Origin of the sequence: Geminicoccus harenae, assembly GCF_019800005.1 — a bacterium.
GTDB lineage: Bacteria > Pseudomonadota > Alphaproteobacteria > Geminicoccales > Geminicoccaceae > Geminicoccus > Geminicoccus harenae.
In genome coordinates this window covers 36,746-62,634 of record NZ_JABGCL010000017.1, presented here as the reverse complement: position 1 = coordinate 62,634, position 25,889 = coordinate 36,746, and the positions used below count along the sequence as shown (strand labels likewise).

The window sequence follows — 25,889 nt, the reverse complement described above, 5'->3', positions numbered from 1 at the left end:
CGGCCCCGCAAGCCTTCTGCCCGATGCTGGCGGGCACCGGGACGGCGGCGAGGTGGCATGCGCATCGCGGTGATGATGCGGCATGTCGCGGAGGACGGCGGCACCGGCACCTATACCCGCGAGATCGTGCGCCGGCTGGTAGGGCAGGGCAGCGGGCATCGCTTCGACCTGCTGCTCGACGAGCCGGACCAGGTGCGGCACTGGCAGGACCTGCCCAATGCCCAGCCGGTCGTGCTGCCGGCCAGCAGCCGACTCGCCTGGGATCAGTGGGTGGTGCCCCGCTGGTGCAATGCCCGGCAGGTCGATGTGATCTTCAACCCGAAGCACTCGATGCCGTTCCTGGCCAAGGCGCCATGCCTGTTCGTGCTCCACGGAGCCGACTGGTTCGTGGTGCCAGAGAACTATGGCTGGCGCCTGCGGGCCTATCAGGCCGTGGCCCTGCCGCTCTACCTGCGCAAGGCCGCCTACACGATCAGCGTGTCCGAGGAGAGCCGCCAGCGCCTGGCCACGCGCTTCCCGTTCACGCAGGAGCGGTCCTGCACGATCCATCACGGCGTGTCCGAGCGCTTCGCCCCGGTGACCGACCAGCGACATCTGGACGAGGTGCGCCGCCGCTACCGGCTCCCTGAGCGGTTCGTCCTCTATCTCGGGCTCATCTACCGGCAGAAGAACGTGGCCGGGCTGCTGGAAGCGTTCCAGCTCCTGGCGCCGGCCGTGCCGCACGACCTGGTGCTGGCCGGACGCCCGGCCTTTCACGGCGAGCGGGAGCTGGCGCAACTGGCCGACTCGGAGCTGGCGCGCCGGGTGCACCGGCCGGGCTGGATCGCCGATGCCGACCTGCCGGCCATGCTGTCGCTGGCGGAGCTCTTCGTCTTCCCGTCCCGCTACGAGGGCTTCGGGATCCCGCTCCTGGAAGCGATGGCCTGCGGTACGCCGGTGGTGACCTCGACCGGCGGCGCGTGCCCGGAAGTGGTGGGCGACGCCGCACCCACGGTAGATCCGGAGCGCCCGGACCTGCTGGCCCGGACGATGCAGGCGATCCTGACCGACCCTGCCCGCGCCGCCGAGCTGCGCCGCCGGGGCCTGCAGCGGGTCCGCCTGTTCGACTGGGACACGGCCGCTGCCCGGACGCTGACCGTGATCGAGGCTCTCGGCCGAGGCGGCCTGCCGCACCTGCAGGCCCCGCCCGGCCTGACCGGCGCAGTACGCGGGTTCCAGGACTGGCCTGCCGTTCCGTCCGAACCCGACGCCCGGCCGGACCCGGTGCGCTCCTAGGTCTGGGCGAGGCTGCCTGCCGGCAGCACCAGGGCCGCCTGCCGGTCGAAGCCGATGGTGACGAGGCTGCCGGGTGCCGTGTCGATCAGGCCGCCACCGTTAGTCAGATGGACCGACAGCTCCCGACCCGGCCCTTCCGCCACGATGTTGGCATAGGCGCCCTCCAGGTCGACCCGGATCACCCGCGTGTCGACCCGGTTGTCGACCGGCTGGCCGTCGACCAGGCGGCACCGCTCCGGGCGGACGAACAGGATGGCCGCGTCGCCCGGCCGGGTGGTATCGCCACAGCGGCCGAGCAGGCGGCCGTGCGGGGTGTCGAGTGCCGCGATGCTGTCCGCCACCTCGACGATCCGGCCGGGGAAGGCATTGTTCTCCCCGACAAAGGTCGCGCAGAACGCGGTGCCCGGGCGGTCATAGACTTCCTGCGGCGTGCCGGTCTGCTCGATCCGCCCGTTGCTCATCACCGCGATCCGGTCGGACATGGTCAGCGCCTCGCCCTGGTCGTGCGTGATGTAGACGAAGGTGACGCCGGTGCGGCGCTGCAGGGTGCGCAGCTCGGCGCGCATGTGCTGGCGCAGCTTCAGGTCCAGCGCCGAGAGCGGCTCGTCCAGCAGCAGCACGGAAGGCTCGACCGCGAGTGCGCGGGCGATCGCGACCCGCTGCCGCTGCCCGCCGGACAGTTCCGCCACCATCTTCTCGCCCTGGCTGCCCAGGGCCACCAGTTCCAGCAGCTCCTCGGCGCGCCGGCGCCGTGCCGCCTTGGCCACGCCGCGCACCTCGAGCCCGAACGCGACGTTCTCCCAGACCTTCATCAAGGGGAACAGCGCCAGGTTCTGGAAGATCAGGGCGGTCGGGCGGCGGTTCGGCCCGATCCCGGCCATGTCCTTCTCGCCGATCAGGATGCGGCCCTCGGATGGCTCCATGAAGCCGCTGATCATCCGCAGGATGGTGGTCTTGCCGCAGCCGGACGGGCCCAGGAAGCTGAAGAACTCGCCCGGCTCGATGCGCAGGCTGACATCCCTGACCGCGGTGAACGCCCCGAACCGGATGGTGACCCCCTCCAGCGAGATGCTCTGGCCGTTCATCGCGGCGGATCCCCAGGCTGCCGTTGCCGAGGGGCGAAAGCGTAATGATGCCCGGGCGGCGGTGGAAGTGGCTGCGCGACGCAGCCCACCAACCCAAAACGGTACGCGCCCGCCAGTCCGGGACTGGCGGGCGCGTCATGGCGAATGGAGGGAGGGAACTACTCGGAATAATACTTCGTATAGGTACCGTAGTACTCGCCAGCGTCACCGTAGCCGTAGCGCTTGTGCTTCTTGACGTCGACCTTGGTCAGCACCGCGCCCAGCAGCTTGGCCCGCGCACCGCGCAGCGCCTGCACCGCATTATGCGCCAGCTGATGCTTGGTCTCGGCCCACTGGGTCACGAACACCACCGTGTCCGCCACCGGGCAGAGCAGCAGCGCGTCGTTCACGCCCAGCACCGGCGGGGTGTCGAGGATCACGTAGTCGTAGGTGCTGCGTGCCTCCTCGATGAAGGTCCTGAGCTTCTTGCTTTCCAGCAGTGCCGCCGGATTGGTCGGCCTGCGGCGCACCAGCAGCAGGTCCACGCCCGACCCCGGATGCTGGACCACCGCGTCCTCGAAGCTCACCTCGCCGCCCAGGAACTCCACCACGCCATTGGCGGGCTCGACGCCGAAATTCTTCGCCTGCACCGGACGGCGGGTATCCAGGTCGATCACCAGCACCCGGTGGTCGGCCGCCGCCGAGATCACCGCCAGGCTCTGCGCCAGCGTGCTCTTGCCTTCGCCCGGCACGGACGAGGTCACCAGGATGACCCGCGGCGGGTTGTCGACATCGGCGAACCGGATCGCCGTGCCGACCCCGCGCACCGATTCCGCGAACACCGAGAGCGGCTTGTCCTTGAGGAACCGCCAGGCGGGGCGCTTGGCCGTGATCTCCTTGGTCTGCGGGATCAGGCCGACCCGCAGGAGCCCCAGATACCGCTCCACGTCCTCGGCCGAGCGCAGGCCCTTGTCCATCCGCTCCAGGAGCAGGGCGCCCATGCTGCCGAGCAGCGAGGAGGCGACGAAGCCGACCGCCAGGAAGATCGGCAGGCCGGGCGTGGACGGCTGGACCGGACGCTGGGCGGCAGAAAGAAGCTTCGCGTCCGAATCCAGGATCTGCTGCTGCTCGCGGGTCTCCTTGTAGCGCTGCAGGAAGCTCTCGTAGAGCTGCTTGGTCGACTGGGCCTCGCGCTCCAATTCGCGCAGGCCGACCTCCGCGACCATGCCCTCGCCGCTCTTGCCTTGCGCCTGGCCCAGCTGCTCCTGCAGGACGGCGATCTGTGCCGCGTTGACCTGCGCCTCGTTCTCCATGTTGGCGATGATCCGCTCGATCTCGCCGTTGACGCTGTGGCGCAGCTTCTCCTTCTCCGTGGCGATCAGCTGCACGCGCGGATGCTTGGCGCCGAAGGTGGCGCGCAGCTCGCCTTCCTGGCGCTCCAGGTCGCTTTCCTGGGCCCGCAGCTGCAGGACGAGCGGCGAGGCCAGCACTTCTGGCAGCGTGTCGAGCGGCTGGCCCTTGGCCTTCAACTCGCGCACGAACTGCAGCCGCGCCTCCCGCCCGGCCTGCTGCGCCTGGGCAGCCAGCAGCTGCTGGTTCATGTTGGTCAGCTGCAGGTCGGTCAGGTCGGTCCGGTCGCCGGACGTGAGGTTGTGGTCGATCTGGTACTGCTGGACCTGGGCCTCGATCTGCTCCAGCTCCTTGCGCAGCTCCTCCACCCGCTGGCCCAGCCAGTCCCCGGCCTGATCGGTGGTCAGGCGCTTCTGGTCGATCTGGCTCTGGACATAGCTCTCTGCCAGCAGGTTCGCGACCCGCGCGGCCTTGTCCGGACTCTCGGACGTGAAGGACACGCCGATCACGAAGGAGCGGCCCTCTGGGGACACGGTGAGGTTGCGCAGGAACTTGTCCCGGGCGACCTGACGATAGGGATCGGCGGCCAAGGCCGTGGAGAACTGCTCGCCATACGGCCCGCTGGTGAGCGGGTCCACCACCGGTGCCGGCGGCTCACCCGCCATGGCCGGGTCTGCCGTGGCCATCGGGACCGCCTGAACGTCCGGCAGGGCACCAGCCGGCTCGACGGGTGCTTCGGCCGAGAGCGCCGGCATGCCGGCATCCGGCACCGCCCCCGGCGCCGCATCGCCGGGCGCAGCCGACAGCCCGTCGCCCGCGCCGGCCGTAGGAAGCGGGGCCTCCTGGTCGAGCGTCGCCATCTGGATCAGCTCGCTGGCGACCACCGGCTCCTTGGCGAGGCCAGTCGCGATCAGCCAGCTGTTCGGCACGAACGAGGCCGCGGTCGCGAGATAGCCGCTCCAGGGCTCCGGCAGGGTGAAGACCAGAACCTGGCCTTCCTCGCCCTCCTCGACGGACGGGCGGAACTCCTCGTCGTCGAACAGGTTGAGCCGGGTCATCACCCGGTCGATCACCGGTGCCGACTGGAGCACGCGGATCTGGGTCTCGACCGTGGTCGGGTTCGCCTCCAGACCGGCTGCGACCTGCTCCATGTTGACCACATTGGAGCTCTGGCCCTGGACCACCACCATGGCCTTGGCGGTGTACTTCTTGGTCATCGACAGGCCAGCCAGCCCGGCAAGCCCGGTGCCCAGGACCACGATGCCGATGATCATCGCCTTGCGGCGCCAAAGGGTCGCTGCCAGCTGGCCCAGATTCGGCCCGTCGGCTTCGCCCTCATAGTCGGCCGGGCGGTAGGCGACCTGGTTCTGCGGAGGATATCGGTACTGGTCGTCGGCCATGATCACGGTCACATCACGTCAGGGGTGGCTCGGCGCCCGGTCAGGCACGCGGAAGCGTGATCGGATGCTGATGGAACGTGATCGAGGAAACCCCAGAACAAGACACACCCTAGCTGTCCATGCAGACCGGCATGGTCTTCTTCTGCTGCGTTTCCGATCGAATCAGCGTCCGCTGCACTGCACCCAAAGCAGTCCATAACAGCGAAACGCTATGACGGGAAAGCATGTTGTAGTCGACCCGCCTGCGGCGATGTCGCCCATCGAAACAAGCTTTTCGCTCTCCGGTTAAGAACAGGAGCGAGCCATCCTTACCGGATGGCTCAGCAGTCGAACCACAGTCCTGTCTGGCCCGGACCTCAGGCGGCCGTGTACTTCTCCACGTATTCGGTCCGCACCGGATTGAACCAGGGCGTCACCATCGGCCACCACCACAGATTGTCCACCGCACCCTCTGGATAAGCCGCCTCGAACGCGGCCTTGGCCTCCGGCTTGAGCAGGGGCACGGCCTCCGCCACCACACTGTTGTAGCCGGACTGGTTGGCCATCGCCGCGCCCATGTCCGCTCGGTACATGTGGTTGATGAAGGCATAGGCGCCCTCGACATTCTCGGCCCCGGTCGGGATCGACATGCCGTCGAGCCAGGCGAACCCACCCTCCTTGGGCATGAGGTACCTGATCCGCCCGCCCGATGTCCGGCTGAGCACGATGCCCGGCCCGTCCCAGGTGAGGCCGATGACGCAGCCGTCCTGGTTGAACGCCGTGTACTGGTCGTCGGCGCTGTTCCAGAACTTCTTGATGTTCTTCTTCAGCTCGATCGCGACCGGCACGATCTGGTCGAAGATCCTCCGGGAGGTTTCCTTGTCCTTGTAGGCGTCGAGCATGCCGTTGGACTTCAGCTTGCCCTCCGCGTCCATGGTGCGGCCGATCGCGATCAGCGCCGACTTCTGCCGCACCGTGGCCTTGCCGACCATCTCGGGCCGCCACAGATCGCCCAGCGATAGCGTACCATAGCTCGCCTGGAACGCGCTGCTGTCGTAGGTCATCCCCTCCGTGCCCCAGTTGAAGGGCAGGATGTAGCGCTTGCCGCGATAGGTGCCGCCGAGGTCGACCGACCGCTCGTAGATCGAGGGATAGATGGCCTCGATGTCGATCTTGCTCTCGTCCAGCGGCTGGAGCAGGTCGCCCGCATCATACCATTGCGGGCCCTCGGTGGTGGTCGGCATGACCAGGTCGAAGCCGGCGCCGCCCGAGGCCTTCAGCTTGTTGAACAGCTCGTCGTTGCTGCCGAACTTGGACAGCTCGATGTCGAGCCCGGTCTCCTTCTGGAAGCTGTCGATCATGTCCTGGTAGACATAGTCTGACCAGGCGTAGACCTTCACCACGCCCGCGGCCGCGGCATGCCGGCCGACCCAGGGTGCTGCCACGGCGGCCATCCCGGCACCCAGTGCCAGCCTGCCCAGCTCGCGCCGGCGCCAGTTCCGTGCCGCCTCGATCGTGCTGCTCGTCTCGGTCATGGTGCACAACTATCCCCCCTTCGATCGGGTGGGCGCGACCATGGTCGGCGACATGCCGGCAGAGCGCCCCGCCATGGTAAGAAGTGTCCTGATGCAGCCAGAACCGGTCAAGACCGCATCGGGACATGAAATGACGACTTCGGCCGATTACGCGGGCCGCGCCGAAGTGTTCAGTCCTCGGCCTCGCCCTGGGCGCTCCAGTCGACCTCGTCCTCGCTCACGAGCATCCCCAGCATGGATGGGCCTTCCTCGTGGACACGCTGCCGGTCGCCACAGACCAGGTGATGCCAGTCGGGCAGATCGTATCCATGCGCCACCAGCCGATAGGCGCAGCTGTGCGGCAGCCAGGTGAGCTCGTAGACGTTCTCCGGCGTGATCGCGACACAGTCCGGCACGCGCTGGTGGCGATTGCCGTAGTCGCTGCAGCGATTGGTGCACAGGTCGAGAAGGCGGCAGGCGACGTCGCTCAACGCCAGTTCGCCCGTGTCCTCGTCCTCCACCCGGATCTGGCAGCACAGGCCGCAGCCGTCGCACAGCGACTCCCATTCCTTGGGCGTCAGCTCATCCAGGTTCTTGGTGCGCCAGAACGGTGCGAGGGCGCCGGTCCCGGCATGGTTGGCGCGGCTGCGGCGGCGCATCGCCGATCCCATCGAAAGTTTCGTTCCCGCCCGAGGTGGCGACGGCGAGGGCGTTCGGCAACCATGCATGAATTCGCCTGATGCGGGAGTGGACAGGCTCCGGCGAACTGCCGTAAGTACGTGCCTATGGCACCAGCAGCTCCGCCGCCCCAGGGCGGGCCACCCGATCGCAAGCTCACCGTGCTGTTGCCGGCCGACGTGCTCCGGCAGCTGCGCACCCGGGTCGCCGAGGACGATACCACCATGCGCGCGCTGGTCCTGGATGCGCTGGCGCGAGCCGGCTACCGGATCGATGCGGCCGAGATCCGCGACCGGCGCCGCCCGGAGAGCCGCGACGGGGAGCGCCGATGATTCGGAACATCGTCCACATGGTGCCGCGCGCTGCCGAGGCCGAGGGCGGTGCCGCGGGGCAGGGGCCGGCCGAGGAGGCGGCCAGCACCGCCCGAACCAGGCGGCGGCTCGCCGCGGATGGCGAGGGTGCCGCCACCGGCCGGCAGGTGGACCTGTTCCTCGACAGCCTGATCAGCGCACCCTTCAAGGACGACCGGGCGCTGATGGAGTTCCCGTTCTTCTCCTTGCAGAAGACGCCGCGCACCAAGCCCATGATCTATGACGACGGCAAGGTGCGGGTGGAGATCCGGCCGGGCGACCGTGGCATCGCCACGATCTGGGACAAGGACGTCCTGATCTACCTGGCCTCGATCATCAACGACCGGATCGAGCGGGGCATGCCGGTGGAGAAGACCGTGCGCTTCAACGCGCACAATCTCCTGCAGGTGACCGGCCGCGGCTCGGGCAAGCGGGCCTACGAGCTGCTGCTGGACGCGATCTACCGGCTGCGCTCCACCACCATCGTCACCACCATCGAGTCGCAGGACATCAAGGAGCGGCGCGGCTTCGGCTGGATCGAGACCTTCCGCGTGCTGGAGAAGAAGACCCGCACCGGCAAGAAGATCATGGCCGGTTGCGAGATCACCCTCAACGACTGGATGTTCCGGGCGATCGTCAAGGACCGCCGCGTCCTGACGATCAGCCCAGAATATTTCCAGATCAGCATGGGCCTCAAGCGCCGGCTCTACGAGCTGGCCCGCAAGCATTGCGGCTCCCAGTCACGCTGGGTGATCTCGCTGCCCAAGCTGATCGACAAGTGCGGCTCGGTGATGGAAGCGCGCTTCTTCAAGCCGCAACTGCGCAAGATCGTCGAGGACGACGACCTGCCCGACTACCACATCGCGATCAATTTCGATCCCGCAGACCGCCAGGCGGTCGAGCATGACGGGTTCGACGGCCGGCGCTGGGCCTCCAACGAGCGGCTGCTGGTGGTGTTCTCGCCGCGGGCCGGCTGACGAGTCGGTACTTCGTCCACATCGCCGGCAAGACCGGTTCGGTACTTCGTCCACATTGCGCCGTGCAACGTCCGCATGGACAGGCGGTTCACGCCCTCGCTTGCGTGAATGATGTACCGAGATTCGGTACTTCGTTCACGGATGGCCTCGGCCATATCGGTACTTCGTCCACGCATTGGCAGGGACCGGAGTCGGTACTTCGTCCACATGACCCGCGAATCCGCCATAGGCAGGCGGAGGGGTCTGAAACGGACGGACGGTCAGCAGCTTTCAGGGTCCCACAGTGCCAGACCGGGCTGCCGCTCTCGGTGAACGAAGTACCGTATGAGGCAGCGGCAGGCAGAGCAGCGCCGACGTCGGAGGCTCGAAGCTCGGTACTTCACCCACATAAACGCGAAAGTTCACGCGGTGCCTGCTCGGTACTTCATCCACGCGAGGTCGGTACTTCGTCCACGCGGCTGCTCGGTACATCATTCACCACGATCCGGTACATCATTCACAGAAACCACTGCTAACCGGTTGTACCTGTTGGGATTCGCGGCCCTTTAACTTTCTAACTCCTGAAATATCTTAACTCCTTAACGGCGCGGCACCCTGCAGACGCCGGCAGGGCGGCCTGTTCGGGCTCGTGGCGTGGAGCGCCCGACCCATGGTGATCCCGGAAGTCCGGGATTGTTCATGATGCGGCGGTCCCCGGCCCTTCCAGGTCCGACCGATGCCGGCCGATCAGGCGGCCGCTGCTGCCAGCGCCTGGTCCAGGCTGGGCTCGACCCGGACGATCCGGTCGAACCCGGTCATCTTCAGGATCTGCGCCACCGCATCGCTTGGGCTGGCCAGCACGAAGCTGCCGTCCTTGCCGTGCCGCCGTGCCGCCACCAGGAACACCCGCAGCCCGGCCGAGGACACGTAGCGGATCTGGCTGAGGTCGAGCACGATCCGCCGGCAGCCGTTCTCGGCGTGGCCGGCGAGTTCCGCCTCGAGCTGTCCGCAGGATGCAGCGTTGAGGTCGCCCGCCGGGCTCACCACCAGGACCTCGCCCTTGCGCGCGCTGCTCAGTTCCATCACCGACCACTACTCCCGCGCTGCCTGCGGCGCCCAGCCATGCCTCATCCTTCCGCAGCAAGACGCGCCCGTCCAGCCGCCTCGACCGGCAGGGCCGCCGTCACCAGCTCGTCGACCCGCAGGTCTGCCGCCAGGCCCAGCAGGCGACGCAGGTCCAGGGCGTACTCCTCGACGTCATAGAGCCGCAGCCCGGCTTCCGCGAAGGCCGAGAACTCCTCCGATTCCGGCAGGCCGAAATAGCTCATCCGTTCCGGGTCCTGCGGCTTGGCACAGAGCGGCTGACCTGCCGCCAGACGCGCCACCGCCGCCAGGATCGCCGGCACGCCCGCCTCGTAGGCACGCAGCACATGCCAGAGCATCGACCGGCCGGAAGCAACCGGCATGGGCTGCACCGTCACGACCGGGCCGGTGTCGATGCCGGCATCCACCCGATGCAGCGTGACGCCGATCTCGGGGCGCCCCAGCAGCATCTGGCGGAAGATCGCGAACAGCCCGCCGAAGCCAGGCAGCGGCCCCGGGTGAAGGTTGAGGATGCCGTGGCGGGGCAGGTCCAGCATGGGCTGGCGGAACACCAGGCTGAAGCGGATCGAGAGAACCAGGTCCGGCCGGAACCGGGCCGCCCGCTCGAAACCGTCGCCCGTATTGATCCGCCGGATGGTGCCGACCTGGATCGCCAGCTCCCTGCGGAGGCGCTCGAAGCTGCGCAGCCCCGGCCCGCCGGGTGCTGCGGCTTCCGCCAGGGGCAGGAGGACCGAAAGCGGCAGGTCGCGTTCCAGCAGCTTGAGGACGGCCAGGTCCGGTAGGTGCCGCTCGGCCGGCCGCACCCGCTCGGTGAGCAGCACCTCGACATCGTGCCGCCCGGCCAGTGCCGGCAGCAGCCGGTTCATGGCGATCAGGCTCGGAAGATCCGCCTTGGTGCAGACCAGGATGCGCACGTCGCCCGTGTCTCGCCTTTGCGCTGTTACCGCACTCAACTCAAGGAACGATGCGCGCCCGCCCCCATCGCTTGAAGTAGTGAACTGGTAGCCAGTATGGTTTTGCGTGTCCATGCGAAGCGACCGCCGCCGGATCTCACGTCGTGCGACGGAGGTCCCGCGGCTCGGAGGCTTCTCCGCATGGGCGCCGCATTGCGACGCCCGGGGACGCTGCCCAGCGGAGATACTGATGTTTTCCGGAACTTCTCTGGTCGGCCGTCTCGCACTCACCGCCTTCGTTCTCGTGCTCGCTAGCCTGCTGCTTTCCGCGGCGCTGAACCTGCTGAAGTTCCACCGGGTCGTGCAGCAGAAGGAGCAGGCCCGGTTCGAGTTCCTCGCCAGCGATCTGGCCGCGGCCATCCAGGACGGCATGCGCATTGGCCTGCCGCTCAGCGCGCTGCGCTCGATCCAGCCGCTGATCGACCGGCGGCGGACCATCGACCGGCTGATCGACTGGGTCGTGGTGTTCGACGATGCCGGGCGCCGCCTGTACAGCACCGATCGCGGCGCCGCCTCCGACCAGCCAGTGCCGGACGCGTGGCGCGCGGCGGTGCATGAGCGGCAGGGCGAGGCCATCGGCCAGCGACGCCTGGACGTGTCGGTGATCGTCGTGCCGCTCACCAATCTGTTCGAGCAGCCGGTGGGCGGCCTGGCACTCGGCTACAGCGAGGCCGGCATTGAGCGCACCATGATCGCGATCCGGGTCATCCTGGGCCAGGCGATCCTGGAGGCGAGCGTGCCGGCGGCGATCGTGCTGATCCTGGGCATCGCCCTGGTGATGCACCGCTCCAGGCGGCGGATGCAGGCCAGCAGCCACGCGATCATGGACGCGATCGGCGGCTCGGTGCTGCACAAGTCGGGCAAGGCAGCCCCGCCGGATCCGGTCGCGGCCATCGCGCAGGAGACGCTGGCCCGGCTGCACGGGGCCGAGGCGCGGATCGAGAAGGCGGACGTGTCTTGATCGCGCAGGGGAGCAAGCCATCGGCGGCAGACCGGGCACCCGCCGTGGCGGGCGGCGGCGAGAGCGCCGCCCTGATCCTCCTGGTCGTGGCGGTGCTGGTCCTCACGACCCTCTACGTCGCCAACCGTGCGTTGGACGCGTTCAACCGCGAGCTGCTGCCGCTGATGGACCGCGAGGCCGAGGCCGTCTCCAGCTCGATCGCGGCGACGATCGAGCGTGCCCTGGCGCTGGGCATTCCCGCCGACCGGCTGGTGGAAGTCGATCCGTTCCTGGACGAATTCCGCCGCCAGTTGCCGAGCCTGGGCTATGTGGCGCTGCTCGACGGCAAGGGCAGCCTGATGCATGGCGTGGGTCCGGAACTGCCCGCCTTCGAGGCGATGCTGGCGGCCGGGCGGGTGCTGCGGCCGGACCTCGCCCTGGTGCGGGCCCAGCCGGACCCCGACAGCGATCTGGCCGGCCGCTCGATCAGCACGAGCCTGGAAGGGATTCGGGACACGGCCTGGCCGATCGTGGTGCCGGGCCAGGAGGCGCTGGTCCTTCATATCGGCTCCTCCAGCCGCGCCTATGACGCCCAGATCGCCGATGTGCAGTGGGACATCTGGATCGTGCTGCTGGTCTCGGTGCTGGCGACCTACGAGGTCCTGATCTTCCTCCTGGCCCGGTCCGCCGAGGCGCCGATGACGCTGCTCGGGCGCGCGGTCGACCGGGTGGCGAGGGGTGACTGGACCCGGACCGTGGCGGTGATCGGCTCCGACGAGAGCCGCCAGGTGCTGCGCACCTTCAACCTGGCGGTGCGCACGGTGAACGAGGCCTTCGCCCGACTGACCTGGAAGGCCGAGGAGATCGCGCGCGAGGGCAGGGAGGCCGCCGAGCGGATCGGGCGGGAGATCAGTGCGCTTACCGAGCGGCACCGCTTCGCACCCGGCCGGCTCGTCCGGATGACCGCCCTGCCGGGCGCGGCGATGGCGCGCACGCCCTTGTTCATCTTCGTGCTCGCCGAGCAACTGCCCACCTCGTTCATGCCGCTCTATGCGGGCTCGCTCCATTCCCCCTTCTCCTGGCTCGATCCGGCGGTCGCAATCGGCCTGCCGCTATCGGCGTTCGTGGTGGCGGTGGCGGTGGCCACACCCTTCGGCGGCTGGTGGGTCGGGCGGATCGGCAGCCGCAACGTGTTCTTGCTGGGCGCCGTACCGGCGGTGCTGGGCCATGTGCTGGCCGGCTTGGCCGCGGACCTGACCATGCTGATCGGGGCACGGGTGATCGCCGCGATCGGCTATGCGCTGGTGACGATCGCCTGCCAGCACCATTTCGTGCAGGTGGGGAATGCCGGCCGGCAGGCCGGCACCCTCGCCGTGTTCGTGCTGGCGGTGGTCACCGGCACCATCTGCGGCATGGCGATCGGCGCAGTGGTGGCCGACCGGCTGGGCTTCACCAACACGTTCATGGCCGCGGCCGGGCTGGTGGCGGTGGCAGCGCTCCTGGCGGCCTGGGCGCTGCCCGCCGACGGTGACGCAGCCCCTGCCCGGCCGGCTGCGGCGGGCGGCTCGGCCTGGCTGCTGGCGCTGCGGGCACCCCGGTTCCTCGCCATCGTGATCCTCGCGGCCATCCCGGCCAAGATCGCGCTGAACGGGATGGTCTACTATCTCGCACCGCTCTACCTGGCGCAGGCCGAGGTCACCCTGCCGGCGATCGGCCGGACCATCATGATGTATTCGATCGGGATGCTGGTGGCGATCCGGGCCGGTGCGTGGCTGGCCGACCGCCGTCGCCTTTATCTGGTGCCGATGGCGCTGATGGGGCTCCTGCCGGCAGCGGGTGTGCTGCTCCTGCCCTGGCAGGACCCGGCGACCGGCATACTGATCGCGGTGACGGCGCTCGGGATCGGCCATGGCCTGGGCAGTGCGCCGATGCTGGCGGCCGTGCCGGCCTTGTGCCCAGGGCCGGACGGGCGGCGTCAGGCGGCCCTGCTGCTGGGCTTTTTGCGCAGCGCCGAACGGATCGGCAGCATGCTGGGGCCGATGATCGGCGCCACCTTGCTTGCGACGACCGGGCCTACCGGTGCAGCGCTTTGGCTGGGGTTGATCCCGGGTGCCGCGGCGATCCTGCTGGTCCTGGCCGGCTGGCTGTTGCCAGGGCGCGGGCTGGTGCCGGCGGTCGACGGAGGCAGGCGATGAGCCGTCATCTGCTCGGGCGGCGCGGCCTGCTGGCCGGCGGGCTCGGGATCGGGCTGGCGGCCCGTCGCCCGGTATCCGCGCAGCAGCGCCTCTGGCGGATCATGATGATCACCTGGCGCGGCTGGGAGGATGCCTGCCAGGGCTTTGCCGACTATTTCAGCGAGCGGAACGTCCCGGTGGAGCTGATCCTGCGGGATGCCGGGCAGTCCGCAGCAACCGTCACCCGCCATGTCGCCGAGGCCAAGGCGACCCGGCCGGACCTGGTCTATCTGTGGGGCACCACCACCGCCATGGTAGCGCTCGGGCCCTACGACGCGGTCGACCCGGCCATCCACCTGGCCGACGAGATCCCGGCCGTGTTCAACATCGTGACCGAGCCGGTGTGGAACAAGATCGTGCCATCGCTGGAGCGGCCGTCCCGCCGGGCCACCGGCACCCTCTACATCACCGCGATGGAACAGCAGCTCGCCACGCTCGCGACCTACCGGCCGTTCCGCTCGATGGGCATCACCTACAGCCCGATCGAGGGCAATTCCCGTGCGGTGGTGGAACTGCTGGGCCAGGAGGCCAAGCGCACCGGCTTCGAGCTGATCGACCGGCCGGTGCCGCTGGACGATGCGGGCAAGCCGATCGCCGCGGCCCTGCCCGGCAAGGTCGCCGAGATCGCCCGGGCCGGCGCGGAATGGCTGTACATCGCACCGGACAGCTTCCTGAACGGCAACAAGCTGCCGCTGACCCAGGCAGCACTGGACGCCGGCCTGCCGAGCTTCACCTCGACCGAGCCCTACATCCTCCAGGCACACGCCCTGTTCGGCCTGGTGAGCCGCTATTATGCGGTCGGCCAGTTCACCGCGTTCAAGGCGGAGCAGATCCTGAACGGGGTGGAGCCCGCCACGATCCCGGTGGAGCCGCTGGCCCGCTTCTCGCTGATCGTGAACGTGCAGACCGCCAAGCGGCTGGAGTTCTACCCGCCCCTTTCCCTGCTGCGCTTCGCGGAGACCGTCTAGCATGCTGCTGCGGATCCGCCTGGTCCTGGTGCTCCTGCTGGTGATCGCGGTGATTACCGGCCTGGTCGCCGCCGCTGCCACGGTCATCGCGGAGCGGGTCGGGCGCGACGCCAACCGCACCGAGCGCACCGCCCAGCTCAAGGTCTGGGAGGTCACCGTACGGGCCGAGGCTTCGCCCTTGCTGCAGCTCCTGCGCGAGCTCACCGGCGATACGGTCTTCCGGGAATCGATGGAGCTGGGCGACCGCTTGGCCGCCACCGATCGCCTGGCGGAGCGGGTCGGCGGGCTCGACCGGAATCTCTACGAGCGCATCGACCTGCTCGGCCCGGACGGCCAGCTCCTGTGGACCAGTGCCGGCCATGGCGAGGATCGCGCCATGGTCGACGTGCGTCGCCTGGCCCCCGAGGCGCGCGCCGGCGACGGCATCTCGGTCGGGCTGCAGTCCGAGGCCGGCGGCAGGCTGGCTCCGACCGTGGTTTCGGCCCTGGCCGGCGGCCATCTGGCGATCAGCCGGCCGCTGGGGCCGACGCTGAAGGCCTTTGCCGACACCTATGGCGGCAATGCCTACCTGATGTCGGCCGACACGACCCGAATTGCCGCCACCGACGAGCGGGCATGGCCGGACCTGGAGGCGGCCTACCGGTCCGGCGACATCGACCCGGTGATCGAGGACGTGGACGGGCGGGTGCACAAGGCGCGCAGCGTCGAGATCTCCGACCTGAGCGGCTCGCCCGCCGGCTGGCTGATCGCGTTGCGCGACGTCACCGTCGAGCGCGAGCAGCGCTGGCTGGTGACCAGCACCACGATCGTGAGCTGCGGCCTGATCCTGCTCATCGTGGTCGGCATGCTCTATGGCTGGCTGCGCCACAGCCTGCTGCCCCTGGAGGAGCTGGCCCTGGTGGTCAAGGCGGTGGCGAGCGGCAACCTGCTGCTGTCGCCCGACCCGCCGCGCCGGGCCGACGAGGTCGGCGGCATCGCCCAGGCGGTGGGTGTGCTCCGCGAAGGGGCGATCGCCTTGGAGCAGATCCGCTTTAGGCAGTCGCGCGAGCGCCGGCGGTCCGAGGCGATGATCCGCGAGAAGATGCAGGAGCTGGCGGCGACGCTGGACTCCCCGGCGCGGGCCGAGCTGGAGCATGACCTCGCCAGGATCGAGGCGGAGAGCCGGGTGGGCGAGGGCGAGGCTGGTGGTGCCAAGCCGCTCGCCGTGGCCTTCGAGCACATGACCGGCCGGGTGCTGGCCCAGTACCAGGAGCTGTCCCGCCTCCTGGCGGAGCGCACCCGCGACCTGGAGCGGCTGAAGGAGGCGGTGCGCGAGCGCGAGGAGCTGGTCCATCTCCGCCAGGAGCTGTCGATCGCGCGGACCCTGCAGCTCTCCAGCCTGCCCACGAGCTTTCCGGCCTTTCCCGAGCGCACCGAGTTCGACGTGTTTGCGGCGATGCGGCCGGCCGAGGAGGTGGGCGGCGACTTCTACGACTTCTTCCTGCTCGACGACGATCAGGTGGCCGTCGCGATCGGCGATGCGTCGGGCAAGGGGGTCGCTGCAGCCATGTTCATCGCGATCGCCCGCAGCCTGATCAAGGCCGCCTGTCTGCAGGGGCTGGGGCCGGCAGAGGCGATGCGCTTCGTCAACGACGTGCTGGCCCGCGACAACCCGCAGATGATGTTCGCCACCGCCCTCGTGGCGATCCTCGACACGCGCACCGGCCTGTTGCGGCTGGCCAATGCCGGGCACAACCCGCCCTTCCTGCGCCGCCATGACGGCGAGCTCAGCGCGATCGACCGGTTCCTGGGCCCGGCCCTGGGCGTGTCCGACCTGGCCGGCTTCGAGGAGGTGACGCTGCAGCTGCGCGAGCGGGACCTGTTGTTCCTGTTCACCGATGGGGTGACCGAGGCGGCCGACCGGCAGGAACGGTTCTTCGACACGGATGGCCTGGTCCGTGCCCTGGGTGAGCTGGATGGCGGCGACCCGCGCCGGGCGGTGGAGGACGTCCAGGCCGGCCTGGACGCGTTCACCGCAGGCGCGGCCCAGGCCGACGACATCACCATGCTGGCGCTGCAGTTGCGCGCGCTGAAGCGGATCCGCGCACTGGCCGCCTGAGCCCGCTCCTTACGGCTGCGAGGCCTGTTCCTGCAGGATCGTGTTGCTGCCGGAGCCGGGTATCTCGTCCAGGACCAGCAGATGGACCTCGTCCGTGCCTGCGTTGACGGCCGAGTGCCACTGGTCGACCGCTTCCACGACCAAGTCGCCCGACCGGTAGGTGGTGGTCTGGCCAGTGTCCTGGTTGGTCACGGCGAGCGTACCGGACTGGACCACGGCGTAGCGAGGATAGGGGTGCTTGTGCACCGGCAGCTTTGCGGCCGGCGCGATCCGGTAGTCGGAGAGCACCACGCGGATGTCGCCGCTCGGCAGGCGGATCGGCTGGCCCGACGCGGTGGTGGTGGCGCTGGCGAGCTCGGCCACCGTGACGGGCTTTGCCGGTGGTGCTGCCTGGCCGGCGCAGCCAGCGAGCAGACCGGCCAGCAGGAGCGTTGCGAGCCGGAAAGACGGCTGCATCGATGCTTCTCCCTGACGATTGGGCTTGTTTGATGGCGGGCCGACTGTCGGTGGTGCAGTCGCCTGTTGCAATGGTGCGTTGTGCCGCCCGGGCTAAGCCGCACCCCTTGCCCTACCTCAGGGGGCTCGAGCTGCTGGATGGAAGAGCGGAAAACTGCATCGTGTTCGAGGACAGTCGGGCCGGCCTCCGCTCCGCCGTGGCCGCGGGGCTGCAGATGGTAGGAACAACGTCGGCACTTTCCGCGGCGGAGATCCTGGCGCTCGGCGCGGGCATGGTGATCATGGATTATCACGACCCGCGGCTGCCCCTGCTGCTGGAGGCTCCGGAAGCAAACACGGCCGTCCGTGACGGAATCTCGTTGACGGGATAATATTCCTTACATAGGAGTAAGGCAGAACGGGAATGCATTCCCATCAGGCCAGCGTGCCAACTGCCCGGAGCACTCCGCCATGCCCATCGCCCGTCCCGACCATTTCGCCACCCAGCCGGGCCAGCCGGTCACGATCGCGCCCTTCGCCAATGACGAGGGTGCCAGCCTGACCTTTCTCGGCTTCTCCTCGCCGGCCAACGGCACGGTGGCGCCGGGGCCGGCCGCCAATACCCTGATCTATACGCCGCAATTGGGCTTCTCGGGCGTCGACCAGTTCACCTACACGGTGGGCGACACGACCGGCGAGGCCGCCCAGGCGGTCGTGACCATCACGGTCAGCGCCGCCAATCTCCAGCCGGTCGCCAACGACGATGCGGCCGCGACCGCACCGGGCACGCTGGTCAACATCGCCGTGCTGGCCAACGATCTGGATCCCGACGGCGACCCGCTCCAGCTCGGCAGCATCTCGATGCCCGACCACGGCAGCATCACCGCCCATCCCGACATGACGGTGACCTACCAGCCCGAGCTCGGCTTCACCGGGGTCGACCGCTTCACCTACACGGTGATCGACGGGCAGGGCGGCTCCGACTCGGCCGAGGTCACCGTCGCGGTGGCCGGCGTGAACCTGCCGCCCGTGGCGAACGACGACCAGGTGACGACGGGTCCCGGCCAGCCGGTCCTGATCACCGTGCTGGCCAATGACAGCGATGGCAACGGCGACCCGCTGCAACTGTCCGGGATCGCCATGCCCGCAAACGGCACCGTCTCGATCGACGGGCTGGATCGCCTGCTCTACACGCCGGCTGCCGGCTTCACCGGCACCGACCAGTTCACCTACACGATCACGGACGGCCAGGGCGGCACGGCGGCCGGCCGGGTGACCGTGCAGGTCCAGGCCAGCAACACCGCCCCGGTGGCGACCCCGGATTCGGTCACCACCTACGCCAACACCGCGGTGACCATCCCGATCCTCGCCAACGACACCGATGTCGACGGGGACGCCATCCGCCTGATCGCCCTGACCGTGCCCACGAACGGCACGGTCGCGGTGGATGGGCAGCAGCGGGTCGTCTACACGCCGGCCGCCGGCTTCACCGGCACGGACGGCTTCACCTACCGGATCGCGGACAGCCGCGGCGCGGAGAGCAGCGGCACCGTGGCGGTGCAGGTGCAGGTGCAGCCCGCCCCGCTCGCCTATCCCAACGGCTACCGCTATCGTCGCCGCCTGGTGGTGCCGCGCACCTCGCTGACCGAGGGCTCGCTCACCGACTTCCCCATGCTGGTGGAACTGTCCGGCAACTGGCTGAAGCACAAGTCGGCGAGCAACGGCCGACTCGAATCCCCGGCCGGGCTGGACCTTCGCTTCGAGACCGCCCCCGCCTCCGGCCCCGGCGTGAAGCTCGACCACGAGGTCGAGGCCTATAACGGGACGGCCGGCACGCTGCGCGCCTGGGTGCGGATGCCGAGCCTGCTCACCACGGCCGACACCACCATCTACCTGTATTACGGCAAGGAGGGGGTGACGATCCCGGAGGAGAATGCGCCGGGCGTCTGGAAGGACTATCTGGCCGTCTATCACCTGCCGGTGGCTGCCGACCGGACCGGCCGCGGCCGTGACCTCACCCTGAACGCGCTGGGCACCAGCAGCCTGGTCGGTGCCGCCGGCGACTTCAACGGGACCGACAGCGAGGCCAGCCGCGAGGCACCGACCTTCCTGGATGCGCTGTCCGCCTACACGGTCCAGGCCTGGGTCAAGGCGGACCAGGTCGGCACCGACCGCGGCATCGTCTCGGTCGGGCCCATTACCGGCCGGGACGACGCGATGGGCTTCTGCCTGCGCTACGACAAGGCCGGCCATTCCGGCGGCGGCACCAACGTCATCCTGCTCGAACAGCAGCTGACCAGCGGCCGCACCCGGATCGAGACCGCCTCGGATGTCCAGCGCACCGCCCCCCAGTTCCTCGCCGTCACCTGGCAGCAGAACAGCAATCCGCAGATCTGGATCGACGCCAAGGCCGACACGCCCAGCTACGAGACCTCGGTGCGCAGCGGCACCACGAGCTTCAGCAACGGCCCCTTGCGGATCGGCCGGGCTTCCTTCGACGCGTCGTCCGCCTGGGATGGCGCCATCGACGAGGTACGGCTGCGTGCTTCGGCCCTGCCCGAGAACTGGCTGAAGGCCGAGCACCTCAATCACCGCCGGCCGGGCGCCTTCTATGGCCTGGGTGGCGAGGACGCGTTCGGCACGACCAACCAAGCGCCGGTGGCAGTGCCCAACCGGGTCGCGACCTCGCGCAACACCGCGGTCACCATCGATGTCCTGGCCAACGACATCGACCCCGAGAGCGGCACGCGCAGCCTCGTCTCGGGCCAGGTGGGTGCGCCCGCGAACGGCACCGCGGTGATCTCGTCCGGCAAGATCATCTACACGCCGACCACCGGCTTCGTGGGCGAGGACGCCTTCACCTACACGATGCAGGACGCGCAGAACCAGACCTCGGTCGGCACGGTGGTGGTCGAGGTCGCCCAGCCGGCCGCACCCACCAACGACGACAAGCCGTACCGGGGCCGCCTGTACGGCTGCGCCATCCATGCCGAGGCGGTGGGGAATACCCGCTATGGCTACGGCAAGCCGGCCGCGTTCCGCTTCGCCGCCGAGCGGAGCGGCCAGATCACCTCGCTGCGCTACTTTCTGCGCTACGATCAGGCCACCGGCCATGTCGGCTACAGCATCGGCAATGGCGGCACGATCCGGATCGAGCTGCGCACCAACGACCCGGCCACCGGCTTCCCGACCAACACGGTGCTGGCCAAGACCGCCAACCTGACCAACCTCATGAACTCGGACCGCTTCGCGCAGATCCCGTTCCAGGCGCCCTACCCGGTGCTGACCGCCGGCGAGATCTACCACCTGGTCTTCCTGCAGCTCGATTCGAGCGGCAAGAACGAGATCTCGGTCAACATGCTGCACACCAAGATGCCGATCCCGACCGGCGGCACCGGCCGGATGGGCCCGTTCCACGGGGACGCCATGGCCCATCTGTGGGTCAACAATTCCGGCGGCTGGTACGTGCGCACCGACCGCTGCCCGATCTTCGAGGTGTACTATGCCGACGGCATGGCCTGCGGCGTGGGCTGGATCTATGCCCATGACAGCGGCGACAAGCAGGTCGGCGGCTCGCTGATGGCAAGGCAGCGCCTGCCGATGCTGGACGAGAGCCGGAGCGTGAACGGCGTGTGGCTGCGGGTGCGCAAGTCCGGCGGCTCGCCCACCGACCTGATCTGCCAGCTCATCGACGCTTCGGGCGGCACCATCCTGGAGGACGTCCGGATCCCGTCCTCACAGGTGGTGACCAGCACCCGCTACGACGTGGCGGTGCCCTGGCAGTTCAAGTCCTTCTCCCAGCCGCGCCTCCTGACCAAGGGCAAGACCTACCACATGCGCTTTTCCGCCACCTCCGGCAATTACTGGTTCGGGGCTTCCCAGCAGGGCACGGCCTACGGGTTCAAGGACCGCAACATCGCTCCCTCGTCCTATGCCGAGTACAGCGTGAACGGCGGCTCCAGCTGGGCGGGCTGGAACTTCACCTCCGAATCACAGGGCACCCACACCAGGACAGACATGGACCTGCCGGTAGCCCTGCAGATCGCCTGAACGACACGGCTGGTCGAAAGCGGGAGGGCAGCGTCCGGGTGGGCGCTGCCCTCGCCGTTGGCAGGGCCATGCATGTGAGGCAGATCGCCCGGCAGGGGCGGGCCGGGCTCGCGGCGGCTGGCCGGGCGTGGCATGAGGGGCGCCGTTCCTGTCGCCACCGGAGCCGCCCGCCCCCGTGCCCGCCCGCCTGATCTCCCGCTTCAAGAAGGGCGGGCTCGCGCGCAACGCGCTCACCGTCACGCTCGGCACCCTGGCTGCCCAGGCATTGGTGATCGCGATCACGCCGCTGCTGACGCGCCTCTACACGCCCGCCGACTTCGGCGTGCTCGCCGTGTTCACGGCCGTGGTCTCGATCACGGGTGCGGTCACCAATCTGCGCTACGAGACCGCCATCCCGCTGGATGGCCGTGACGAGGACGCCGCCGCCACCTTCCTGGCGGCATTGCTGACCGGTGTGGCCACGACCTGCCTGGTGGCCCTGGTGATCGTGCTGCTGGGCGACAGGCTGGTGGAGGCTGCCAACGTGCCGGGCCTTCAGCCGCTCCTGTGGGCGATCCCGCTCGGCACGCTCGGCATGGCCTTCTACAACGCCACCAATCTCTGGGCGGTGCGCCGCCAGGCTTTCCGCGCGGTAGCGTTCAGCAAGCTGGCCCAGTTCGCCTGCATGGCTGCCTGGCAGCTCCTGCATGGCTGGCTCGCCAAGGGTCCGGCGGGCCTAGTGGTGGGCCAGGCGCTCGGCCAGCCGGCGGGCATCGTCAACTTCATCCGCAGCTTCGATGCCGATGACCGCCGCCTGCTGCGCTCGACCCGCATGGCCGCGATCCGCCGGGCGCTGGTCCGCCACCGCCGCTTCCCGCTGCTGCTGACCCCCTCCCTGCTGCTGAACACCTCGGCAAAGATGCTGCCGGCCGTGTTCCTGGCGACGCTGTACGGTCCGGTGGTCGCCGGCCAGTTCGGCCTTGCCCAGCGGGTGGTGCTGGCGCCGGTCCGCCTGCTCGGCATGAGCATCGGCCAAGCCTATCTGGGTGCCGCACCCCGCCTGGCGCGCGAGGACCGCCAGGCCATGCTGCGGCTGTTCCGCACCACCACCTTCCACCTGGCCTGGATCGGCCTGCTCGGCATGGCGGCGGTCGCGATCCCAGCACCCTACCTGTTCGCGCTGGTGTTCGGCGAGGCTTGGCGCGAGGCCGGCGTGCAGCTGCAGATCCTGGCGATCATGTACTTTGCCCAGTTCGTGATCTTCCCGATCGGCCAGACGCTCGCCATGTTCGGCCGCCAGGACCTGAACCTGTGGTGGGACGGCGGCAACATGACGATCACGCTGGCCGCCTTTACGCTCGGCTGGCTGGCCGGCCTGTCCGCGAACACGACGCTCCTGATCTACAGCATCGCGATGAGCCTGAACTATGGTGCCAACTGGCTGCTCAGCCGCCACGTGATCCTGCATGGCACGCCCGCCGGCGAGCCGGGCAGCCCCGCAGCGGTAGAGTAGCGGCACGCCCGCTCTGGTACTAACGAGCGCAGGAGGCGCATCCCGGGGCAGCCGGGTGTGGCCTGCGGACCCGGGTATGGCCGGCTGGCTTGCGCTTTGGCCGTACTCCCTGGCATTTACCGCGTCCGGGAACTCTGTCGACCTGCCACGGGCCGTTTCATGTCCTTCGATCCGATCTTCCGCCGGCTGCCGGAGCCGGGTGCGGCTTGACGAACCTATCTCCGGTCGAGCCTGAAGCGCAGCGGCGCCCTCGGGTCGTCCACCTGACCTCGGTCCATCCGCTCCTCGACAACCGCATCTTCGAGAAGGAGTGCGTGTCGCTGGCGGAGGCCGGCTACGACGTGGCGCTGGTGGTGCCCGACCCGGACGGCGACCGGGTGCTCAAGGGGGTGCGGATCCTCACCGTGCCGGTGCCGAACGGGCGCAAGCGGCGCATCCTGGAGACGACCCGGGCGGTGATCGCGCGGGGTCTGGCCGAGGATGCCGACATCTACCAGTTCCACGACCCGGAGCTGATCCTGCCGGCATTGCGGCTGCGGGCGAAGGGCAAGCCGGTCGTGTTCGACGTCCACGAGGACTACTACACCTCGATCCTGGACAAGACGCCCTACCTGTCCGGGCCGGCGGCCCGGGTGGTGGCATCGGGCTATTATGTCGTGGAGCGGCTGACCCGGCGTGCCTTCCGCACCGTGATCGCCGAGCGCTACTACGCCCGCCGCTTCCCCGAGGCAGTGCCGGTCCTGAACTATCCGCGACTCGAGCAGTTCGCCGAGGTCCTGGCGGGGCGCCCGGCCGATCCGCCGGACCGGCCGCGCCTGGTCTACACTGGCGGGCTGAACGCTGAGCGCGGTGCTCTCACCTATGCCGACCTCGCCCGGGTGATGCCGGATGCGGAGGTCCATGTGGTCGGCCGCACCCCGGCCGACCTGGCCCAGCTCATGCGCGAGCGGGCAGGGGATGGTGCGGAGCGCCTGCACATCACCGGGATCGGCAGCCAGTTGCCGTTCTCCGCAATCCTGGACGCCTACCGCCAACCATGGACCTGCGGCCTCGCCGTGATGCCCGACACCGGCCATTACCGCGAGAAAGAGCTCACCAAGTTCTTCGAGTACATGGCGGCCGGCATCCCGATCCTCGCCTCCAACTTCCCGGTCTGGCGCGAGCTGATCGAGGGCAACGATGTCGGGCTGTGCGTCGACCCGACTGATCTGGACGCGGTGACGGCCGGCGTGCGCCGGCTGCAGGCCAGCCCCAATGAGGTCAAGCGCATGGGCGAGAACGGGCGGCGCCTGATCAGGTCGACCTTCAACTGGGCAACGCAGGCAGAACGACTGATCGGTCTCTACAAAGACATTCTGGGGGAACGCTCATGACCGCGAGGTACGTTCCATGATTTCCTGGCGCACCGGCCCCCTCGTTCCCGTTGTCCTGTTCCTGTTCTGCTGCGCGCTCTACGCCATCAACCTGGACAAGGCTCCGCACTTCGACGAACTCTACCATGTGCTGGCGGCGCGCGGCTACCTGGCCACCGGCGACTTCGCGATTGCCGAGGGCGTCTATAACCGCGCCCGGCCCTTCACCTGGCTGGTGGCGCAGCTCTTCGCGCTGCTGGGCGACCATCTCTGGGTGGCGCGGCTGCCGTCCCTGGTGAGCACTGCCCTGCTGGCGACCGTCCTGTTCGTCTGGCTGCGCCGGGAGGCCGGCAGCCTGGCTGCGATCATCGGCGCCGGCCTGTTCGCCGTGTCGCCATTCGCGGTCGACATCGCCGAGTTCGCCCGGTTCTACGGCATCCACGGCCTGGCGTTCGGCGTTGCCGCCCTGCTCGTCTATGATCTGCTGACCCGCGAGCTGACGCCGCGCTCCCTGCTGCTGCGCGGCCTGGGCGCCATCCTGGGCTTCCTGGTGGCGATCATGTTCCAGGTCACCACCTTCATCGGCATCGCGGGCCTGGCGGCCTGGGCGGTGCTCTATCTGTGCGCGCCCTGGTTCCTGCGCGAGGACGTGCCGCCCGTCCGCCGCCTGGGTGTGCTCGCGGCGGTCCTGGCGGTGGGGCTGGTGCTGGCGGTGGTGGCACTGGGCAGCGACCAGCTCGCCGGGGCCCTGTCCCAGTACCGCAAGACGCCGCTCTGGTCGGAAGGCAACGCCAACGACGTCGCCTACTACCATGTCTGGCTGATCCTCTATTACCCGACGCTGTGGACGCTGCTGCCGGTGCTGTTCCTGGTCGGGCTGGCGGTCCGCGCCAGGGCCTGCTTCTTCGCAGCCGTCCTGTTCGGCACCGCGATCATCCTGCACAGCTTCGCGGGTGCCAAGGACCTGCGCTACATCTTCTACGCCATGCCGTTCCTGTTCGTGATCTGGGGGATCGCGCTGGCCGCGGTGCTGGCGCAGCTCGTGCGCTTCGTCCGCATCCAGGCCGACACGGTGCTGGCCCGCCTCCTGCCGGAGCGGCCCGTCGGTGGGCTGGTCACGGTGGCCGTCGCGGTCTGCGCGCTGTGGCTGGTGGCGGCCAATGCCGCCTCGGTCCGCTCGGCCCTGATGCTGGCGGACATCACCATCCCACCTGAGCGCCCGGCTCCCCGCTGGGAGGAGGCTCGGCCGATCCTGGAGCCGCTGATGGCGGAGGCCGACGTGGTGGTAGTGACCTCCGAGCTGGAGGCGCTGTACTTCCTCGGCACCTATGACGTGCTGATCAGCCGGAGCCGGATGGGCGAGGGGGCGGCCGCCTCCCGCGGCGGGGTCAACGAGGAATTCTTCCGCGACCCGCGCACCGGCAGGCCGGTGATCAGCACCCCGGAATCGGTCGAGCGGCTGATGGCCTGCCACCAGCGCGGCATCATCATCACCTCGAACTATCGCTGGCGCCACGCGCCGATGCTGAGCAACGAGGTGGCCGACCTGATCGTACAGCACACTGCCCCGGTCGAGCTGCCGCCGCGCAGCCAGGTGATGGCATTCACCTGGGACCGGCCGACCGGCGCCACGACCGAGCCATGTCCGGACCTGGACCGGCAGACCGCCTCACCGCCGACCTCCTGAAGACAAGTCC

19 protein-coding genes are annotated in these 25,889 nt (G+C 69.0%); 12 read left to right on the top strand and 7 right to left on the bottom strand.

The features are described 5' to 3' along the window. Positions 1-57: 57 nt before the first annotated feature. Positions 58-1,275: a glycosyltransferase family 4 protein gene (locus HLA95_RS16570; RefSeq protein WP_222183888.1), complete on the top strand. Its 1,218-nt coding sequence runs from the start codon at positions 58-60 to the stop codon at positions 1,273-1,275. Here HLA95_RS16570 and HLA95_RS16565 read toward each other — a convergent pair. The 4 genes from HLA95_RS16565 to HLA95_RS16550 form a co-directional block, all read right to left on the bottom strand. Beyond that, positions 1,272-2,360, bottom strand: coding sequence for an ABC transporter ATP-binding protein (locus HLA95_RS16565; RefSeq protein ID WP_191062426.1), 1,089 nt, complete (start codon positions 2,358-2,360; stop codon positions 1,272-1,274). The genes HLA95_RS16570 and HLA95_RS16565 overlap by 4 nt on opposite strands. Before the next feature lie 158 nt (positions 2,361-2,518). Next, positions 2,519-5,089, bottom strand: a complete 2,571-nt coding sequence (locus HLA95_RS16560; protein WP_255592030.1) for a GumC family protein — start codon at positions 5,087-5,089, stop codon at positions 2,519-2,521. Positions 5,090-5,445: 356 nt separating this feature from the next. Next, positions 5,446-6,603, bottom strand: coding sequence for an extracellular solute-binding protein (locus tag HLA95_RS16555; protein ID WP_222183886.1), 1,158 nt, complete (start codon positions 6,601-6,603; stop codon positions 5,446-5,448). A 170-nt stretch (positions 6,604-6,773) separates the two neighbouring features. Beyond that, positions 6,774-7,241 carry a YcgN family cysteine cluster protein gene (locus tag HLA95_RS16550; protein ID WP_191061524.1) on the bottom strand — a complete coding sequence of 156 codons (468 nt, stop codon included), beginning with the start codon at positions 7,239-7,241 and terminating at the stop codon, positions 6,774-6,776. A gap of 126 nt (positions 7,242-7,367) precedes the next feature. On the opposite strand from HLA95_RS16550, the gene HLA95_RS16545 reads away from it, so the two are divergent. Further along, positions 7,368-7,592, top strand: coding sequence for a hypothetical protein (locus tag HLA95_RS16545; protein WP_222183884.1), 225 nt, complete (start codon positions 7,368-7,370; stop codon positions 7,590-7,592). Next, positions 7,589-8,587, top strand: a complete 999-nt coding sequence (locus HLA95_RS16540) for a replication initiator protein A (protein WP_255592019.1) — start codon at positions 7,589-7,591, stop codon at positions 8,585-8,587. The genes HLA95_RS16545 and HLA95_RS16540 overlap by 4 nt, the downstream gene beginning before the upstream one ends. Positions 8,588-9,313: 726 nt before the next feature. On the opposite strand, the gene HLA95_RS16535 is transcribed toward HLA95_RS16540, so the two are convergent. Both HLA95_RS16535 and HLA95_RS16530 read right to left on the bottom strand, forming a co-directional pair. Next, complete coding sequence (locus HLA95_RS16535) at positions 9,314-9,649, bottom strand: STAS domain-containing protein (protein ID WP_223861596.1); 336 nt, start codon at positions 9,647-9,649, stop codon at positions 9,314-9,316. Between the two features lie 44 nt (positions 9,650-9,693). Beyond that, entirely contained in the window at positions 9,694-10,584 is an 891-nt protein-coding gene (locus tag HLA95_RS16530) for a formyltransferase family protein (protein WP_191060592.1), read from the bottom strand. A 229-nt stretch (positions 10,585-10,813) separates the two neighbouring features. On the opposite strand from HLA95_RS16530, the gene HLA95_RS16525 reads away from it, so the two are divergent. Genes HLA95_RS16525 through HLA95_RS16510 form a run of 4 tightly spaced genes read left to right on the top strand, consistent with a single transcriptional unit; the run spans position 10,814 to position 16,863 of the window. Continuing rightward, complete coding sequence (locus HLA95_RS16525; protein WP_191060591.1) at positions 10,814-11,584, top strand: hypothetical protein; 771 nt, start codon at positions 10,814-10,816, stop codon at positions 11,582-11,584. Continuing rightward, on the top strand, positions 11,581-13,758 hold the full coding sequence (locus HLA95_RS16520; protein WP_222183882.1) for an MFS transporter: 2,178 nt from the start codon (positions 11,581-11,583) through the stop codon (positions 13,756-13,758). Before HLA95_RS16525 ends, HLA95_RS16520 begins: the two co-directional genes overlap by 4 nt. Beyond that, on the top strand, positions 13,755-14,765 hold the full coding sequence (locus tag HLA95_RS16515) for an ABC transporter substrate binding protein (protein ID WP_222183880.1): 1,011 nt from the start codon (positions 13,755-13,757) through the stop codon (positions 14,763-14,765). The genes HLA95_RS16520 and HLA95_RS16515 overlap by 4 nt, the downstream gene beginning before the upstream one ends. Before the next feature lies 1 nt (position 14,766). Further along, positions 14,767-16,863: a PP2C family protein-serine/threonine phosphatase gene (locus HLA95_RS16510; RefSeq protein WP_191061113.1), complete on the top strand. Its 2,097-nt coding sequence runs from the start codon at positions 14,767-14,769 to the stop codon at positions 16,861-16,863. 9 nt (positions 16,864-16,872) lie between these two features. On the opposite strand, the gene HLA95_RS16505 is transcribed toward HLA95_RS16510, so the two are convergent. Beyond that, entirely contained in the window at positions 16,873-17,319 is a 447-nt protein-coding gene (locus tag HLA95_RS16505) for a cupin domain-containing protein (protein WP_191061114.1), read from the bottom strand. Between the two features lie 32 nt (positions 17,320-17,351). Between HLA95_RS16505 and HLA95_RS16500 the strand changes: the two genes are divergently transcribed. From HLA95_RS16500 to HLA95_RS16480, 5 genes are all read left to right on the top strand, one after another. Beyond that, a complete protein-coding gene (locus tag HLA95_RS16500) occupies positions 17,352-17,690 on the top strand; it encodes an HAD-IA family hydrolase (protein ID WP_222183878.1) in 339 nt (112 codons plus the stop codon). 79 nt (positions 17,691-17,769) lie between these two features. Continuing rightward, positions 17,770-21,348, top strand: coding sequence for a DUF2341 domain-containing protein (locus tag HLA95_RS16495; RefSeq protein WP_222183876.1), 3,579 nt, complete (start codon positions 17,770-17,772; stop codon positions 21,346-21,348). A gap of 175 nt (positions 21,349-21,523) precedes the next feature. After that, entirely contained in the window at positions 21,524-22,840 is a 1,317-nt protein-coding gene (locus HLA95_RS16490; protein ID WP_191060956.1) for a lipopolysaccharide biosynthesis protein, read from the top strand. A 206-nt stretch (positions 22,841-23,046) separates the two neighbouring features. Further along, positions 23,047-24,213, top strand: a complete 1,167-nt coding sequence (locus HLA95_RS16485; protein WP_191060955.1) for a glycosyltransferase family 4 protein — start codon at positions 23,047-23,049, stop codon at positions 24,211-24,213. A gap of 16 nt (positions 24,214-24,229) precedes the next feature. After that, positions 24,230-25,879 (top strand): glycosyltransferase family protein, encoded by a 1,650-nt coding sequence (locus HLA95_RS16480; RefSeq protein ID WP_191060954.1) that lies wholly within the window; start codon positions 24,230-24,232, stop codon positions 25,877-25,879. Positions 25,880-25,889: the final 10 nt, after the last annotated feature.

Excerpts from the sequence above, each read along its gene's own strand:
- HLA95_RS16570 (WP_222183888.1), top strand. The coding sequence starts at position 58 with ATGCGCATCGCGGTGATGATGCGGCATGTCGCGGAGGACGGCGGCACC.
- HLA95_RS16565 (WP_191062426.1), bottom strand. The coding sequence starts at position 2,360 with ATGAACGGCCAGAGCATCTCGCTGGAGGGGGTCACCATCCGGTTCGGG.
- HLA95_RS16560 (WP_255592030.1), bottom strand. The coding sequence starts at position 5,089 with ATGGCCGACGACCAGTACCGATATCCTCCGCAGAACCAGGTCGCCTAC.
- HLA95_RS16555 (WP_222183886.1), bottom strand. The coding sequence starts at position 6,603 with ATGACCGAGACGAGCAGCACGATCGAGGCGGCACGGAACTGGCGCCGG.
- HLA95_RS16550 (WP_191061524.1), bottom strand. The coding sequence starts at position 7,241 with ATGCGCCGCCGCAGCCGCGCCAACCATGCCGGGACCGGCGCCCTCGCA.
- HLA95_RS16545 (WP_222183884.1), top strand. The coding sequence starts at position 7,368 with ATGGCACCAGCAGCTCCGCCGCCCCAGGGCGGGCCACCCGATCGCAAG.
- HLA95_RS16540 (WP_255592019.1), top strand. The coding sequence starts at position 7,589 with ATGATTCGGAACATCGTCCACATGGTGCCGCGCGCTGCCGAGGCCGAG.
- HLA95_RS16535 (WP_223861596.1), bottom strand. The coding sequence starts at position 9,649 with ATGGAACTGAGCAGCGCGCGCAAGGGCGAGGTCCTGGTGGTGAGCCCG.
- HLA95_RS16525 (WP_191060591.1), top strand. The coding sequence starts at position 10,814 with ATGTTTTCCGGAACTTCTCTGGTCGGCCGTCTCGCACTCACCGCCTTC.
- HLA95_RS16515 (WP_222183880.1), top strand. The coding sequence starts at position 13,755 with ATGAGCCGTCATCTGCTCGGGCGGCGCGGCCTGCTGGCCGGCGGGCTC.
- HLA95_RS16510 (WP_191061113.1), top strand. The coding sequence starts at position 14,767 with ATGCTGCTGCGGATCCGCCTGGTCCTGGTGCTCCTGCTGGTGATCGCG.
- HLA95_RS16505 (WP_191061114.1), bottom strand. The coding sequence starts at position 17,319 with ATGCAGCCGTCTTTCCGGCTCGCAACGCTCCTGCTGGCCGGTCTGCTC.
- HLA95_RS16500 (WP_222183878.1), top strand. The coding sequence starts at position 17,352 with ATGGCGGGCCGACTGTCGGTGGTGCAGTCGCCTGTTGCAATGGTGCGT.
- HLA95_RS16495 (WP_222183876.1), top strand. The coding sequence starts at position 17,770 with ATGCCCATCGCCCGTCCCGACCATTTCGCCACCCAGCCGGGCCAGCCG.
- HLA95_RS16480 (WP_191060954.1), top strand. The coding sequence starts at position 24,230 with ATGATTTCCTGGCGCACCGGCCCCCTCGTTCCCGTTGTCCTGTTCCTG.